This is a genomic window from Streptomyces sp. 35G-GA-8 (genome assembly GCF_023534745.1).
GTDB lineage: Bacteria > Actinomycetota > Actinomycetes > Streptomycetales > Streptomycetaceae > Streptomyces.
Map to the genome: position 1 here is coordinate 83,695 of NZ_JAMHJQ010000007.1, position 14,476 is coordinate 98,170.

The window sequence follows — 14,476 nt, forward strand, 5'->3', positions numbered from 1 at the left end:
CTTTTCATATTGCCCCATGGATTTACTCGTATGAATGCGAATCGGTACCGGTCGTCCCGGAGACAGGCACCGTGTCGTCACCTCCGTGGCATTTCCCTCGCCGGCATTGCCCCCTTGTCGTACACCGATCGTCGTACTTCGTGTCGGCGTAACCCGGTGCGGCGTCCGCGGTGTTGGCGGGTCCCGGCGCCCGGAGGGAGCGGATCTGGGGTGAGAGCAGCGCCGCGCCGGTGGCGAGGATGACGAGGGCCCCGCAGCCGACCAGCGCCGGCCCGGTGCCGACGCGCTGGGCGACGGGGCCCGCGACCAGCAGGCCGAGCGGGGCGAAGGCGAGGGATCCGAACAGGTCGTACGCGCTGACGCGGGACAGCGCCTCCTCGGGGACCTCACGCTGGATGGTGGTGATCCACAGCACCCCGAAGATGTCATTGGCGAAGCCCGAGCAGAACATGGCGACGGCGATCGACCAGATCGGCGCGTGGACGCCGAGCAGGATCATGGGCGCCGCGAACGGGAAGGTGGCCAGCACCGCGACGAGCAGCGGCCGGCGCACCCGGATACGGGTGGCGATGCCCGCGCCGGCGAGCATCCCGAGCGCCTGGGCGGCGACGATCAGCGACCAGGTCCGCGCGCCCCCCAGATGGTCGTTGGCCGCCAGTGGTCCGAACACCCCGACCGTGGCGTTGACCGCGGCGACGACGACCGTGTACTGCGCCACGACGACCCACAGCCACTGCCGTGAGAAGAACTCGTGCCAGCCGTCCCGCAGATCGGCCCAGCCGGAGGACGCGGCGCGGGGGCGCCTCGCGAGCCGCAGACCGTTCACGAGCACCGCACTGAGCACGAAGGAGAGGGCGTTCAACGCCAGGGCCCAGCCCGCCCCGACGAAGGCGACGGTCACCCCGGACAGCGCCAGACCGAGCAGCGTCGCGCTGTTCGTCCCGATCCGCAGTATCCCGTTGGCGCGCTGCAACGCGCTCTCGGGGACGATGAGCGGTACGACCCCTTCCAGGGCCGGCATGAACAGCGCGGTGGCCGTCCCCGCCAGGACCGCCAGCGCGCACAGGGCCCACAGCGGCGCGTGCCCCGTGAGGATCATCGCGGCCAGTCCCGCGTAGGCGGCGGCGCCGACGACATCGGCGAGCACCATCAGCCGCGAGCGTGACATCCGGTCGGCGATCACCCCGCCGACGAGAATGAACAGCAGCATCGGCAGCGCCTGGCAGGCCAGCACCAGCGACAACTGCCCCGGCCCGGCCCCGGGCAGGGCGAGAACGGCGAAGGCCAGGGCGACCCGGGCGAACGCGTTGCCCAGAACGGAGATGGTGCGTGCGGCGGCGAGCAGCGTGAACCGCCGGTCACGCAGGAGCGGCGGCGCCGCCTCAGCTGCAGTCATGGCCCGTGACCTTAGGGCCCGCTCCGGTGACCGATGTGCCTTTCAGGACGGGGACACAACCGGCCCGATCGCCCGGGTCCCGCGGCTCCGTGCCCGCCCCGGGCGGCGGAATCTCAGCTACCGTCGCGTGTGTCCGTGAGTCCCTTCGGCCGGAAGACGATCCTGTCGTACGTCACCGCGCATCCCTCGCCCGTGGGTGACTGCGCGAGAAAGCCGACGCGCGCCGACGCGGCGCGCGCGGGCGTACCCAGCGTGAAGACGCGGACGAAGGTCCACCGCTCGCCGTCCGGGGAGGCGTGGAAGGCGAACGCCCGGCCGGTGCGGCTGATCCGCAGCCAGTAGCTGTCGCCCTCCACCACAAAGGAGTTGGCGTCGTCGGAGTGGCCGCGCGTGACGACCGTACAGATCGTCGGGCGCTCCGGCGACAGCTCCAGACAGAGCTTGGCCCAGTGCTGTTCGTCGGCCTCCAGCGTGAGCACCCCCGCGTCGAAGGCGGCGGCGAAGCCGACCGTGACGCGGGCGATCAGCTGGAAGTCACCGGCCGGGGTGCCGAGCAGGCGCGGCGCGTCGGAGGCCGGCTCAAGGGACGCGCCCGCCGGTGGTACGAAGCGGTCCTGCCGGGCGCCCGCCCGGCCGGTGAGCGCTCCGGCCGCGTAGCGCCACGCGCCCTCGGGGCCGTACGGCCGCAGCGGGAACGGCAGTTCGGGGAGATCGATCCGGTCACTCATGCGCTTGGGCTCACCGTTCTCGCGTCTCGGATCGCTGGTCTCGGATCTCAGTTCTCCGGACGGCCGTCGACCCGGCGCGGCAGGTCCAGGGGGTTGTCGTCACGCAGCTCCGGCGGGAGCAGCGCGGCCGGGGTCGACTGGTAGGAGACCGGGCGCAGCCAGCGCTCGATCGCCGTGGCGCCGACCGAGGTGGAGGTGGAGGTGGTCGCCGGGTAGGGGCCGCCGTGGTGCTGCGCGGGGGCGACGGCGACACCGGTCGGCCAGCCGTTGACCAGGACGCGCCCGGCCAGCGGGGTCAGTTCCGCGAGCAGATCGGCGGCGCCCGGCGCGGTCCCGTCGGCCTCCTCCTCGGCGAGCTGGAGGGTGGCGGTGAGATTGCCGGGAAGCCGGGAGAGTACGGAGGTGATCTCGGCCGGGGAGCCGTACCGCGCGACGACGGTCACCGGGCCGAAGCACTCCTCCAGCAGCAGATCGTGGTCGCCGTCGGCGGTCAGCAGCTCCGCGTCGAGGGTCAGGAAGCCCGCGCTGACGGTGTGTTCACCGCCCGCGCCGGGGGTGATCGGGGCGTCCACGCCGGGCAGCGCGGCCCGTTCGCGTACGCCCGCGACGAAGGCGTCCCGCATCCGGTGGTCCAGCATCACGCCGGGCTCGGTCTCGCTGACGGCCGCCGTCAGGGACTTCACCAGCCGGTCGCCCGGCTCACCGGCCGGGGCCAGTACGAAACCGGGCTTGGTGCAGAACTGCCCCTCCCCCAGCGTCATCGAGCCGGCCAGCCCCGCACCGATCTGCTCGGCGCGCTCGGCCGCGGCGGCCTCGGTGATCACGACGGGGTTGAGGGAGCCGAGCTCGCCATGGAAGGGGATGGGCGTCGGCCGGGCGGCCGCGGCGTCGAAGAGCGCCCGTCCGCCCCGTACGGAACCGGTGAAACCGGCCGCCGACACCAGCGGGTGCCGTACCAGCTCGACGCCCGCCTCGAAGCCGTGCACGAGACTCACCACGTCCTCGGGCAGCCCCACTTCCACGGCGGCCCTGCGCAGCACGGAGGCGCACAGTTCGGAGGTGGCGGGGTGGTCCGGATGCGCCTTGACGACGACGGGGCAGCCGGCGGCGAGCGCGCTCGCGGTGTCGCCGCCGGGCACGGAGAAGGCGAGCGGGAAGTTGCTCGCGGAGTAGACGGCGACGACGCCGAGGGGCACCTTCCAGCGGCGCAGATCGGGCCAGGGCGGGGTGCGGTCGGCGTCCGCGTGGTCGATCCGTACGTCGAGGAAGGCTCCCTCCTCGACCACTTCGGCGAAGGCGCGCAGCTGAGCGGTGGTACGGGCCAGCTCGCCCGTGAGCCGTACGGGGCCGAGCGCGGTCTCCGCGTCCGCGGCCTCGATGACATGCTCTCCGGCCTCGTCGAGCAGATCGGCCGCCGTGCGGAGCAGGGCCGCGCGCGCGGTACGGTCGGCGAGAGCGGCCCGTGCGGCGTGCGCACCGCGTACCGCGCGGTCGACCTCCTCCGCCGTCGCCTCCCGCGCGACCTGCTCGCGCTGCTTCCCTGTTCGGGGGTCGACACTCCAGACTGGTGCTGCTGCCACCGCGACTTCCCTTCCCGACGTACCGACCGACCGACCGAGCGAGCGACGTACCGACTGCTGACACCACTCGGAACTTGTTCGGTATTCTGAACAGAGTTCCTGATAGTGAATCGCTGAGGACTCTATTTCCGCGCGTTCCGTGTGGTCAAGAGTGGTCAGGAGAGCAAGTCAAGTGGGCGAGAAGGGGCGAGGGACGATGTCGACCGCGGAGACCGGTGGCGCACAAGTGAAGTCCGCCGTGCGGACGGTGGAACTGCTGGAGTACTTCGCGGGACGCCCCGGCATGCATTCGCTCGCCGCCGTGCAGGAGGCGGTCGGATACCCCAAGTCCAGCCTCTACATGCTGCTGCGCACGCTGGTGGAGCTGGGCTGGGTGGAGACGGACGCGACGGGCACGCGCTACGGCATCGGTGTACGGGCCCTGCTGGTCGGCACCTCGTACATCGACGGCGACGAGGTCGTCGCCGCCGCCCGCCCCACGCTGGACCGGCTCTCCGACGACACCAGCGAGACCATCCACCTCGCGCGGCTCGACGGCACGAATGTCGTCTATCTCGCCACCCGCCAGTCCCAGCACTATCTGCGGCCCTTCACCCGGATCGGCCGCCGGCTGCCCGCCCACTCCACCTCGCTCGGCAAGGCGCTGCTGGCGACCCACAGCGACGAGCAGGTGCGCAAGATGCTGCCGGAGACCCTGCCCGCGCTGACCGAGCACACCATCACCGACCGCGAGAAGCTCATCGAGGAGCTGCACACCGTACGCGAGCAGGGCTACGCGGTGGACCGCGAGGAGAACACGCTCGGGCTGCGCTGTTTCGGTATCGCCATCCCGTACCGGACACCGGCGCGTGACGCGATCAGCTGCTCCGTGCCGGTGGCCCGGCTCACCCCCGGCCATGAGCAGATGATCAAGGACACGCTGTTCGACGCGCGCGACCGGCTCACGCTCGCCACCCGGCGGCTCTGACCGGCCGGGGATGAGGAATTCCTGAGAAGCGAGCGGGGCGGGAACGCCGTCCGCACCGCCGCTCGTCCCTCATATGGGATGAACAAGACGATCAGACACACGGCGGTCATCTGTCTGCTGCTGGTGCTCGCCCTGCTGGTGCGGGCCACCTGGGTGCAGGCGTACGAGGCCAGGGCCCTCGCGGACGACAAGCACAACCGGCGGAACATCATGGCGCAGTACGCGCGGCCGCTCGGTGACATCATCGTGGCCGGCTCGCCGGTCACGGGCTCCAGAAAGACGGCGAGCGGCGATCTGGCGTACGAGCGCACGTACACGGACGGCGCGCTCTACGCGCCCGTCACCGGCTACAGCTCTCAGGCGTACGGCTCGACCCAGCTGGAGGGCATCTACGCCGATGTCCTGGACGGGACGGACAGCAGGCTGAAGAACCCGCTGGACGCGATCATGGGCAAGCAGACCGCGCCGGGCGATGTTCTGACGACGATCGATCCCGCCGTGCAGGAAGCCGGATATCGCGCGCTGGGCGGCAAGAAGGGCGCCGCCGTGGCGATCGACCCGACGACCGGCCGGGTGCTCGGGGTGGTCAGCACCCCCTCCTACGACCCCACGAAGATCAGCGGCACCACGGACGGTGACGCCTGGCAGCAGCTGACCGGGGACGCGGAGAAGCCGATGGTCAACCGCGCGCTGCGGCAGCCGCTGCCGCCGGGCTCGACGTTCAAGCTGGTGGTCGCGGCGGCGGCGCTGGAGGACGGTCTGTACGGCTCGGTCGACGAACGGACCGACAGCCCGGATCCGTACACCCTGCCGACCACGACCACCGTCCTGCGCAACGAGAACAGCTCCGCGCCCTGCGAGAACGCCACCATCCGCACCGCGCTCGAATACTCCTGCAACACGGTCTTCGCGAAGATGGCCGACGACCTCGGCCAGGACAAGGTCCGCGCGATGGCGGAGAAGTTCGGTTTCAACGACGCCACGCAGGATATGCCGGTGCGCGCCTCGGGGAGCGTCTATCCGTCCGGCATGGACCGGGCGCAGACGGCGCTGACGGGGATCGGCCAGTTCGATGTGACCGCGACCCCGCTCCAGATGGCCATGGTCTCGGCGGCCCTGGCCAATGACGGGCTGCTCGCCGCGCCGCACATGGTGTCGAAGGTGGTGGACGCGAGCGGCGACACCCTCCAGTCGTACCAGGACGGCGATACGCGGCGGATCGTCTCCTCGTCGACGGCCGAGCAGTTGCGCAGCGCGATGGTGACGGTCGTCCAGGACGGCACGGGGACGAACGCGCGGATCGACGGCGCCGAGGTGGGCGGCAAGACGGGCACCGCGCAGCACGGCGTGGACAACGTCAACACGCCGTACGCGTGGTTCACCTCCTACGCGAAGGACTCGTCCACCGGCAAGGAGGTGGCGGTGGCGGTCGTCGTGGAGGACTCGGGCGCGGCGCGCTCGGAGGTCAGCGGGAACGGTCTGGCCGCGCCGATCGCGCGGCAGATGATGGCGGCGGCGCTGACCTGACCCGGCCGGCCCGGAGCCGCCCAAGACCCGCCCGAGGCCCGTCTAAGGCCTTTTCCGCGCCGGGGAGTAGGCCATTCACCCGATGCGCCGACCGGGGCCTCAGGGGCCATTCTGACGCTCGTAAGGGAGGCGTCCGGGCGGATTCCGAGCGGCTTCCGGGCCGGATTCCGTGACCGGCTCCGCGAGGCGGAAAGGGCCGGTGGGGCAGTGCGGTGGGACGGGGGAGGTCTCCGGAGCGTGCTCCGGGACCGTAACGCGGGGCTGTATCTGGCGGGTGTCGTCGTCTCCGGTTTCGGTACGTCCGCGATGTGGCTGGCGGCCGGGGTCTGGACCAAGTCGCTGACGGACTCGGACAGTCTGGCCGCGCTCACGGTCTTCGCGCTGTGGGCGCCCGCGCTCGCGGGCCCGCTGCTGGGGACGGTCGCCGACCGGGTGCGCCGGCGACCCCTGCTGATCGGCTGCAATCTCGCCATGGCGGCGCTGCTGCCGCTGCTGCTCGCCGTCGACTCGGCGGACCGGATCTGGATCCTCTTCTGTGTGCTGTTCGTCCACGGCGCGAGCGGTGTCGTCCAGGACGCGGCGGAATCGGCCCTGGTCGCCACGGCGATCGATGCCCGGCTGCTGGGCGACTTCAACGGGCTGCGGATGACGGCCAACGAGGGCATGAAACTGCTGGCGCCGCTCGCGGGCGCCGCGCTCTGCGCCCGGTTCGGCGGCGGCGCGGTGGCGCTGCTCGACGCGGTGACCTTCGCCGTGGCCGCCGGGTTCTTCACGGCAATGCGCGTACGGGAGGAGAGGCCGGGCCCGGATCCTGTTGGCGGCCGGGCGCCGGGCATGTCCGAGGGCGTCCGGGCGCTGCGCGGCTCGGCGGTGGTACGGCCCCTCGTACTGGCCGCGTCGGCGACGATGCTGCTCGCCGGGCTCAACGGCGCGGCGATCTACGCGGTGGTCGACCGCGGCCTCGGCCACTCCCCCGCGTACGTGGGGGTCCTGTACGCGGTGCAGGGCGCCGGTTCCGTGCTCACCGGGCTGGTGGCGGGCCCGCTGCTGCGACGGCTGCCGGAGCGGGTGTTCGCCGCCGCCGGTGTCGCGCTGTTCGCCCTGGCGGTCGCGGCGCGGGCACTGCCGTACGACGCGGTGGTGCTGGCGAGCGCCGCCGGGGTCGGCATCGGGCTGCCGTGTGTGCTGATCGCGGCGCTGACGGCGGTGCAGCGCGAGATCCCGGCCCAGGTCCTCGGCCGGACGGCGGCCACCGCCCACACGCTGATGTATGTGCCCAACGCGCTGGCGCTGGCGCTCGGCGCGGGTCTGATCGCGCTGGCCGACCCGGCCGTCCTGCTGCCGGTGACCGGGGCGGCCGGGCTGCTCGTCGCACTGGCCCTGGCTGCCCCGTGTCACAGGCGGAAGAAAGGCCCCCGGCCGCGTCCGCCGGACTTACTCGTCCAGATCCGATAGATCCGATAGATCCGACAGTGCCTTCGTGACGGCCTTCAGATCCGCGTCCGAGGCCAGTCCCGCGTGATACAGCCGCAGTTCGGTCGCTCCGAGCGCCTTGGCCCGCGCGGCGTCGTCGGCGAGGGCGGCCGGGTTGCCTCCCATGCCGGTGACGACCGTGAAGTTCGCGGCCAGGACGGAGGCTTCGGTGCCGTGGCCCGCGAACGGGCTCAGCATCGCCTGTGCCGTGCCCCCGGTGCAGGGCAGGACGACCCCGTCCGCGACGCCGAGGATGTGCGCCGGGTCCACCCCGGCGTTGGCGCCGACGTGGTAGGACACCGGGTCGGCGTGCAGCAGCACCTGGAAGTCGGGCCCGGCCGCCGCCCGTACGGCCGCGACCGCCCGCTCCTGGAGCGTACGGGCGACCGAGCCGCGCCACTCGGCGGTGACGGCGGCGAGATCAGCGCCGAGAAGCTTCTCCACCGAGGACCAGCCCGCCTCGGCTGAGCCGGTGGCCCACAGGGGCCCCAGCGCGCGCCGCACGGCGGCGGCCAGTTCCTCCGGCGGGGCGCCGAGACCGGCGTACCCCTCCCGGCACACGCCGCAGAAGCAGAGCGACATCAGATACTGCGCCGCGTCACCGAGGCCGACGCCCGCGATCTTGTCGTGGGCGTGCAGATGCGCGAGCCCGTACCAGCCGCAGGACTCCAGCTCGGTGCCGCGCGCCCCGGGCCGTACGGAGGCCTCGGCCGCCAGCTCCACCAGATACGCGCCGACCGCGGGCCGGGCGATACAGGGCGCCCAGGGATAGCGGTCGCCGTAGGCGTTCACCACGGAGGTGTCGGGACGCTCTGCGCCGAGACGGGAGTTGTGCGCGAGGACCACCCAGCTGTGCACGTCGAGACCGGCGTCGGCCAGGGCCGTCGCGGCCTCGCCGTACGTGTCGCCGGGGGCCCAGGCCCCGGCGGGGTACGGACGCAGCTCATGGTGTGCCCAGCGGGCGTCGTCCACCGGGTAGAGGACCGCGGCGTGTTCGGCGGTGACCACGCGGTGGCGCGGGTGGCGCGGGGTCAGCGCGCGGGTGGAGTGGTAGGCGGCGGCGAGGGTGACCTGGCGGACGCCGAGGTCCGCGATCCTGGCGGGGGCGTCCGGGTCGCCCACCACGTCCCAGGGGTAGAGAAAGGCCGAGGTCTTCACGCGGCGCCGCCCTCCGTGCCGGTCCCGGCGCCCGCGCCGTCCGGATCGTCGTCGCCGTCGTCGCTCACCAGCAGGGCCCGGCCCCGCTCAATGATCTCGGCCAGCTCCTTGATGTGCGCGGGCCCCGGCTCGCTCAGCGGCGGCCGTACCTCCCCGACGTCCAGTCCGCCCAGCCGGACGCCCGCCTTGACGAGCGAGACGGCGTATCCGCGTCCCTTGCCCCGCAGTTCGACCAGGGGGCGGTAGAAGCCGTCCAGCAGACGGTTCACGGTCGTGTCGTCGCCGGTGGTCAGGGCCCGGTGGAAGGCGAGGGCGATCTCGGGGACGAAGCAGAAGACGGCGGAGGAGTAGAGGGTGACGCCGATGCCCCGGTAGGCGAGACCGGTGAGCTCGGCGGTGGGCAGGCCGTTGAAGTAGAGGAAGTCGCGGTCCGGCTCCTCGGTGCGTACGGCGCTGATGATCCGCTGCATCAGTTCGAGGTCGCCGTATCCGTCCTTGAGGCCGACGATGCCGTCCACGCGGGCCAGTTCCACGACGGTCTCGGGGGTGAAGACGGCGTTGTCGCGCTGGTAGACGATCGTCTCCAGCGAGGTGGCGCCCGCCAGCGCGGTGTAGTGGCGCAGCAGGCCCTCCTGGTCGGCGACGACCAGATAGGGCGGCATCGCGAGCAGTCCGTCCGCCCCCGCTTCCTCGGCCAGCCGCGCGTACTGGACGGCGAGCGCCGTGCCGTAGCCGGCGCCCGCCACGACCGGGACTCGGCCCGCGGTCTCCTCGACGGCCGCGGCCACGCAGGCGAGGAACTCCTCCGGGGCGAGGGCATGGAACTCACCGGTGCCGCAGCAGGCGAAGACGGCCGCGGCACCCGCGGCGACGCCTTCGCGGACATGCGCGCGGTACGCGTCGAGGTCGAGCGCGCCGTCGGGCCCGTACGCGGTGACGGGGAAGAACAGCGGCCCGGCCACGTGAGTCAGGCGGGCGGCGAGCGGGGCTGAGGTCACGGGCGCTCCCTGGGCCATGCGTCGAGCGACGACCGCTCGTGCACAATTATGATCGATGTCCATATCCCTGAACAACGCCACGCTAGGGCAGCCGCGCACCACGGGTCAAGACGGAAAACCGCAACCCAGAGACGGATTCCCGCACTCCGGGCGACACTTGACGCCGCTTCGCCGCACTCTCTAGTTTGTCCACGCATGTGAATTCTATCTACGGATCTGAGCTTGAATCCGTGCGCCCGGTCCCGAGCCGCGAGGAGATCTCCCCCATGCCCGCACCCCGTACCGTCCTGCTCACCGGTGCCGCCGGCGGCCTCGGCACCCTGATGCGGGGTCTGCTGCCCGCGTACGGCTACGAGCTGCGGCTCTTCGACGTCACCCCCATCGAGGGCGAGCCCGACGCCATCACCGCCGACCTCGCGGACAAGGAGGCGCTGCGCGAGGCGGTCCGGGGGGTCGACGCGATCATCCATCTCGCGGGCATCTCGCTGGAATCCACCTTCGACAAGATCCTGCGCGCGAACATCGAGGGAACGTACAACCTGTACGAGGCGGCCCGCGCCGAGGGCGTCGGACGGACGCTCTTCGCCTCCAGCAACCACGCGGTCGGCTTCACGCCGCGCCCCCAGGGGGACGACCCGCTGATCCCGGTCGACACCCCGCGCCGCCCCGACACGTTCTACGGACTCTCCAAGTGCTTCGGCGAGGACCTGGCACAGCTCTACTGGGACCTGCACGGCATGGAGACCGTCTCCGTACGGATCGGTTCCTGCTTCCTGGAGCCGAGCACCGTCCGCATGCTCTCCGTCTGGCTGAGCCCCGGCGACTGCGCGCGGCTCTTCCACGCCGCCCTCACCGCCGAGGGCGTCGGCCACAGCGTCGTCTACGGCTCCTCCGCCAACACCCGGCTGTGGTGGGACCTCACCGGCGCGCGTGCGCTCGGATACGAGCCGCGCGACGACTCCGAGCAGTACGCCGCGAAGCTCATCGCGGAGCAGGGCGAACTCGACCCGGACAACCGGGACCACGCCTTCCTGGGCGGCGCGTTCACCACCAACCCGCCGCGCTGGCCCCACTAGGGCGTGTTGCGAAAGTCCCGCCTGGCTCGCGGTGTCCGGCACGCACGCTCGCTGCGTTGTCGGATCGTCCAAGTAGCTCCGCTACGAGGACGATCCTCCGCCTTGCGATCGCACGCACCGGACACCGCGAGCCCCGCCCTGCGGGCGGACGGCGCTACTTTCGCAACACGCCCTAGACACCCGGACCCGATCGGCGGAAGGTAAGGGAACGGCAAAGCGGGGTCGTTCGTTACGTCTGGCATGACAGCTATGACCCCCGGCTCGAACATCCCTCTTCCCACCGCCCATGTGGCGGTGGACGTCGCCGCTCCCGTGCGGCTCGACGTTTCGGGCCTGCTGCTCACCGCCGACGGCAAGGTGCGCTCAGACGACGACTTCATCTTCTACAACCAGCCGACGGGCCCCGGCGTGACCTACCGCTCCGGCGGCGGCACGGCGCCCGACGCGATCGTCGTCGACACCAGCGCCGTGCCCGCCGGCATCGAGAAGATCGTCGTCACGGCGAGCCCGGACGCGGCGGGGCAGAGCTTCCAGGGCATCGAGCCCACGGCCACGATCCGCGACGCGGGCAGCGGCGGCGCGCTGGCGACGTTCACCCCGCCGCGACTCGGCACCGAGACCGCCCTGGTGATCGTGGAGATCTATCTGCGCAACGGGGCGTGGAAGGTCCGCGCGGTCGGCCAGGGGTACGCCAACGGACTGGCCGGGATCGCCACCGACTTCGGTGTCTCCGTGGAGGAGCCCGCACCGGCCGCGGCCCCCGTCGCGCCCCCGGCGCCCGTCGCGGCACCGGCCCCCACCCGTGCCTACGCGGGGGCCGATCCGCGGATCCCCGCTCCGCCGGTGCCCGCCACACCGCCGGCCGCTCCCCCGGCCCCCGCCGCCGCGCCCGGCAGCGGCAAGATCAATCTGGACAAGGGCAGGGTCAGCCTCCAGAAGAACCAGACGGTGTCCCTGGTCAAGGGCGGCCGTCCGCTGCTCACCCAGGTCAAGATGGGCCTCGGCTGGGAGCCGGCGTACCGCGGCAAGGACATCGACCTCGACGCGTCCGTGATCGCCTACGGCCCGAACCGCAACCATCTGGACAGCTGCTACTTCGGCAAGCTCTCCATCCTCAATGGGGCGATCAAGCACTCCGGCGACAACCTCACGGGCGAGGGCGCGGGTGACGACGAGGTGATCGTGGTCGATCTCGGCCGGATCCCCGCCGAGGCGAGCGGTCTGGTCTTCACGGTCAATTCCTTCACCGGCCAGAAGTTCACCGAGGTCGCCAAGGCGTACTGCCGGCTGATCGACGCGACCACGAACGAGGAGCTGGTGCGCTTCGATCTGACCAGCGCCGAGCCGCAGACCGGCGTGATGATGGCCAAGCTGATCCGGCAGTTCTCCGGCGAGTGGGAAATGACCGGTCTGGGCGAGTTCGTCAAGTCCCGTACGGTCCGGGGCATGGTCAAGCCCGCCGCGAAGATCCTCTGACCGGCTCCCGGGGCATCCCCGGAGGGCGGCGCGTGGGCGGATGACACGATGCCCCCCGCGCCGTCGCGGGTCCTGAAGGTCCGCGACGGCCCGGGGGCCGTGTCCGCAAGCTGCCGGTTCGGGACCTCAGAGCTTGGTCAGCTTGGCGAAGGGGCTCAGGATCCTCCCCTGTCGCCCCGAGAAATCAATGAGCACGGCATGGTCGCCCTCGACTCCGATGACTCTTCCCAACCCGAACTGATCGTGCGAGACACGGTCTCCCACATCGAACTGCTCGGGCGGGGGTGAGGCCGGGGCCTGGCGGTTGAAGGGACTGGACGGCAGGTGGCGCCGGGATCCGGCTGACTTTGTCATTACTCGGAGTATGGGCCCAAGAAGCCCCGACGCGCCATGCCCGACCACCGACCGACGCCCGGATCACCCCTGCCAGGGCCAGCGGGCGTCCCGCCCCGCCTCCAGGAGCGGGACCATCCGGAAGGCCGCGTCGGTCAGCCCGCCGAACGTGTGCCGGTCGGCCCCGCCGGACGGACCGTGCCCGGTCCGGTACCCCGCGAGGTTCCAGGTATAGACCGGGACACCCGCCGGCACCCGCTCCGTCGGGCCGCCGCCGGAGCTGTACGCGGCCTGCTCGTCGGTGACGATCAGCACCCGGTCATGGCGCCGGTAGTGGGTACGGACCGCCTCGGCCGTGTTCGTACCGCCGAGGTCGCCGAAGCGTTTCAGCACCTTCAGCACGGACTCGCCCCGCCGGTACCTCACCGGAGCGCTGCGCGTACCGAACTGCACCAGATCGGCGTCCGCCGCCCGCATCGCCACGGCCGTTCCGAAGATCGCCGCGGCGTCGGCGCGGTTCAGCTCGGAGCGGTCGGAGAGCGGGGACCACATCGAACCCGAACGATCGACCAGGATCAGCGTCCGGCCGTGCAGCGAGGGCACGTTGGCCAGCGAGTGGCCGAGCGCCCGCTCCAGCGGAAACGACCAGCGCAGCGACGGCGCGTGCTGGTACGCGGCGAGATAGCGGAACGGGAACTGCCGCGCCTTCGCCACCACTTCGGGATCCGCGATCCTCTCGGCCACCCGGGCCGCGACCTCGTCGCTGACACCCGCCTGATCGAAATTCCGCAGATTGCGCAGCAGGGCCATCGCGCCCATCGACGGAATGACGGCCTCCCAGGCGGCCGCGTCCATCGGCCCCTGGAGCCAGCCGGCCAGCGCCTCCCAGGTCATCCCCGCCTCGGCGAGCCGCCCCGCCCCGTCGGGAGCGGTGAGCACCGCGCGCCGCCGCTCGACCGGCACCTCCATCAGGGCCCGGTGGGCGGTGAGCATGCGGTTCGACGCCGGCGGAACAGCCGCCTCCGGATGGTGCCTGCGATCGAGCGCGTAACGGAACAGCTCGCCCTGCCACGCCTTCGCCGGATCGGGCGAGGCATGCACCAGATTCAGGATGTCGCCGAATCGATAACCCTTCGCGGCGGTGTCGTACTTCAGCAGCGACTTTCCGTTGTAAAGCCGCCGGACGGCGTCCGCGATTCCGCGCTTGACGGGCTTGGGCACAGCGCGGCCGTATCGCGAGATCCAGTAACCGAGCAGTTCGCCGGGCTCGTCCGCGCGGAGCAGAACGGAGTCGACGACCCCGCGGTTCGCAGGACCGTCCGTGGCGCCCGCGTCGAGCCGCGCCTTGACGTATTCGGCGGCGCCCACGATCGACGCGGTACGCAGCTGCCCCTCGCCGCGCAGCCAGCCGAGCAGCCCGGCGGTCCACTCCGGCTCGGTGACGGCGAGCTTGCGCACGAGCGCGCGGAACCGCTCGTCGCGCGCCTCACCGGACTCGTAAGCCGTGTGCTGGGAAACGAAGTTGGCGACCGCGAGCAGGAACAGCTCCGACTTCGCGTCACGCAGGACGCCCACGCCGCCCTCATGGGTACGGGAAACCGCGATCGACCGCACGGGCGAAGCCGGACGGGCCTTGGCCGCACGGGTATTGAAACGGGACATCAGAATTCCCCCGAATTCCAGAAATGGATTCCAGGGAGGACACGGCGAAATAGGGACACCCTCGCCCCGGCACGCCGCGCCTCCCGAGATCAGAGTCGGCGG

General features: G+C 71.7%; 12 protein-coding genes. 5 read left to right on the plus strand and 7 right to left on the minus strand.

The genetic code is table 11. The features are described from left to right. Window positions 1–22: 22 nt before the first annotated feature. From M1203_RS17200 to M1203_RS17210, 3 genes are all read right to left on the minus strand, one after another. On the minus strand, window positions 23–1,396 hold the full coding sequence (locus tag M1203_RS17200) for an MFS transporter (protein ID WP_249950608.1): 1,374 nt from the start codon (window positions 1,394–1,396) through the stop codon (window positions 23–25). Between the two features lie 113 nt (window positions 1,397–1,509). After that, window positions 1,510–2,124 carry a DUF1349 domain-containing protein gene (locus M1203_RS17205; protein ID WP_249950609.1) on the minus strand — a complete coding sequence of 205 codons (615 nt, stop codon included), beginning with the start codon at window positions 2,122–2,124 and terminating at the stop codon, window positions 1,510–1,512. A 47-nt stretch (window positions 2,125–2,171) separates the two neighbouring features. Next, the gene (locus M1203_RS17210; RefSeq protein WP_249950610.1) at window positions 2,172–3,704 is read right to left on the minus strand and encodes an aldehyde dehydrogenase (NADP(+)); all 1,533 of its coding nucleotides are present in this window, start codon (window positions 3,702–3,704) and stop codon (window positions 2,172–2,174) included. Between the two features lie 196 nt (window positions 3,705–3,900). Between M1203_RS17210 and M1203_RS17215 the strand changes: the two genes are divergently transcribed. From M1203_RS17215 to M1203_RS17225, 3 genes are all read left to right on the plus strand, one after another. Then, window positions 3,901–4,671, plus strand: a complete 771-nt coding sequence (locus M1203_RS17215; RefSeq protein ID WP_249950611.1) for an IclR family transcriptional regulator — start codon at window positions 3,901–3,903, stop codon at window positions 4,669–4,671. A gap of 78 nt (window positions 4,672–4,749) precedes the next feature. Further along, complete coding sequence (locus M1203_RS17220; protein ID WP_249950612.1) at window positions 4,750–6,198, plus strand: penicillin-binding transpeptidase domain-containing protein; 1,449 nt, start codon at window positions 4,750–4,752, stop codon at window positions 6,196–6,198. Window positions 6,199–6,435: 237 nt separating this feature from the next. Then, window positions 6,436–7,653 (plus strand): MFS transporter, encoded by a 1,218-nt coding sequence (locus M1203_RS17225; protein WP_249950613.1) that lies wholly within the window; start codon window positions 6,436–6,438, stop codon window positions 7,651–7,653. On the opposite strand, the gene M1203_RS17230 is transcribed toward M1203_RS17225, so the two are convergent. Beyond that, window positions 7,633–8,829, minus strand: a complete 1,197-nt coding sequence (locus M1203_RS17230; protein ID WP_249950614.1) for a hypothetical protein — start codon at window positions 8,827–8,829, stop codon at window positions 7,633–7,635. The two genes, M1203_RS17225 and M1203_RS17230, sit on opposite strands and share 21 nt — an antisense overlap. Next, entirely contained in the window at window positions 8,826–9,827 is a 1,002-nt protein-coding gene (locus M1203_RS17235; protein ID WP_249950615.1) for a 5-dehydro-4-deoxyglucarate dehydratase, read from the minus strand. Before M1203_RS17235 ends, M1203_RS17230 begins: the two co-directional genes overlap by 4 nt. Window positions 9,828–10,093: 266 nt before the next feature. Between M1203_RS17235 and M1203_RS17240 the strand changes: the two genes are divergently transcribed. Further along, on the plus strand, window positions 10,094–10,903 hold the full coding sequence (locus M1203_RS17240; RefSeq protein WP_249950616.1) for an NAD(P)-dependent oxidoreductase: 810 nt from the start codon (window positions 10,094–10,096) through the stop codon (window positions 10,901–10,903). Window positions 10,904–11,143: 240 nt separating this feature from the next. Further along, window positions 11,144–12,379, plus strand: coding sequence for a TerD family protein (locus tag M1203_RS17245; RefSeq protein WP_249950617.1), 1,236 nt, complete (start codon window positions 11,144–11,146; stop codon window positions 12,377–12,379). Between the two features lie 126 nt (window positions 12,380–12,505). Here M1203_RS17245 and M1203_RS17250 read toward each other — a convergent pair whose 3' ends face one another. Beyond that, complete coding sequence (locus M1203_RS17250; RefSeq protein ID WP_046495701.1) at window positions 12,506–12,733, minus strand: hypothetical protein; 228 nt, start codon at window positions 12,731–12,733, stop codon at window positions 12,506–12,508. A gap of 63 nt (window positions 12,734–12,796) precedes the next feature. Then, on the minus strand, window positions 12,797–14,374 hold the full coding sequence (locus M1203_RS17255; protein WP_249950618.1) for a TROVE domain-containing protein: 1,578 nt from the start codon (window positions 14,372–14,374) through the stop codon (window positions 12,797–12,799). Window positions 14,375–14,476: the final 102 nt, after the last annotated feature.

Excerpts from the sequence above, each read along its gene's own strand:
- M1203_RS17220 (WP_249950612.1), top strand. The coding sequence starts at position 4,750 with ATGAACAAGACGATCAGACACACGGCGGTCATCTGTCTGCTGCTGGTG.
- M1203_RS17215 (WP_249950611.1), top strand. The coding sequence starts at position 3,901 with ATGTCGACCGCGGAGACCGGTGGCGCACAAGTGAAGTCCGCCGTGCGG.
- M1203_RS17240 (WP_249950616.1), top strand. The coding sequence starts at position 10,094 with ATGCCCGCACCCCGTACCGTCCTGCTCACCGGTGCCGCCGGCGGCCTC.
- M1203_RS17205 (WP_249950609.1), bottom strand. The coding sequence starts at position 2,124 with ATGAGTGACCGGATCGATCTCCCCGAACTGCCGTTCCCGCTGCGGCCG.
- M1203_RS17245 (WP_249950617.1), top strand. The coding sequence starts at position 11,144 with ATGACAGCTATGACCCCCGGCTCGAACATCCCTCTTCCCACCGCCCAT.
- M1203_RS17200 (WP_249950608.1), bottom strand. The coding sequence starts at position 1,396 with ATGACTGCAGCTGAGGCGGCGCCGCCGCTCCTGCGTGACCGGCGGTTC.
- M1203_RS17255 (WP_249950618.1), bottom strand. The coding sequence starts at position 14,374 with ATGTCCCGTTTCAATACCCGTGCGGCCAAGGCCCGTCCGGCTTCGCCC.
- M1203_RS17250 (WP_046495701.1), bottom strand. The coding sequence starts at position 12,733 with ATGACAAAGTCAGCCGGATCCCGGCGCCACCTGCCGTCCAGTCCCTTC.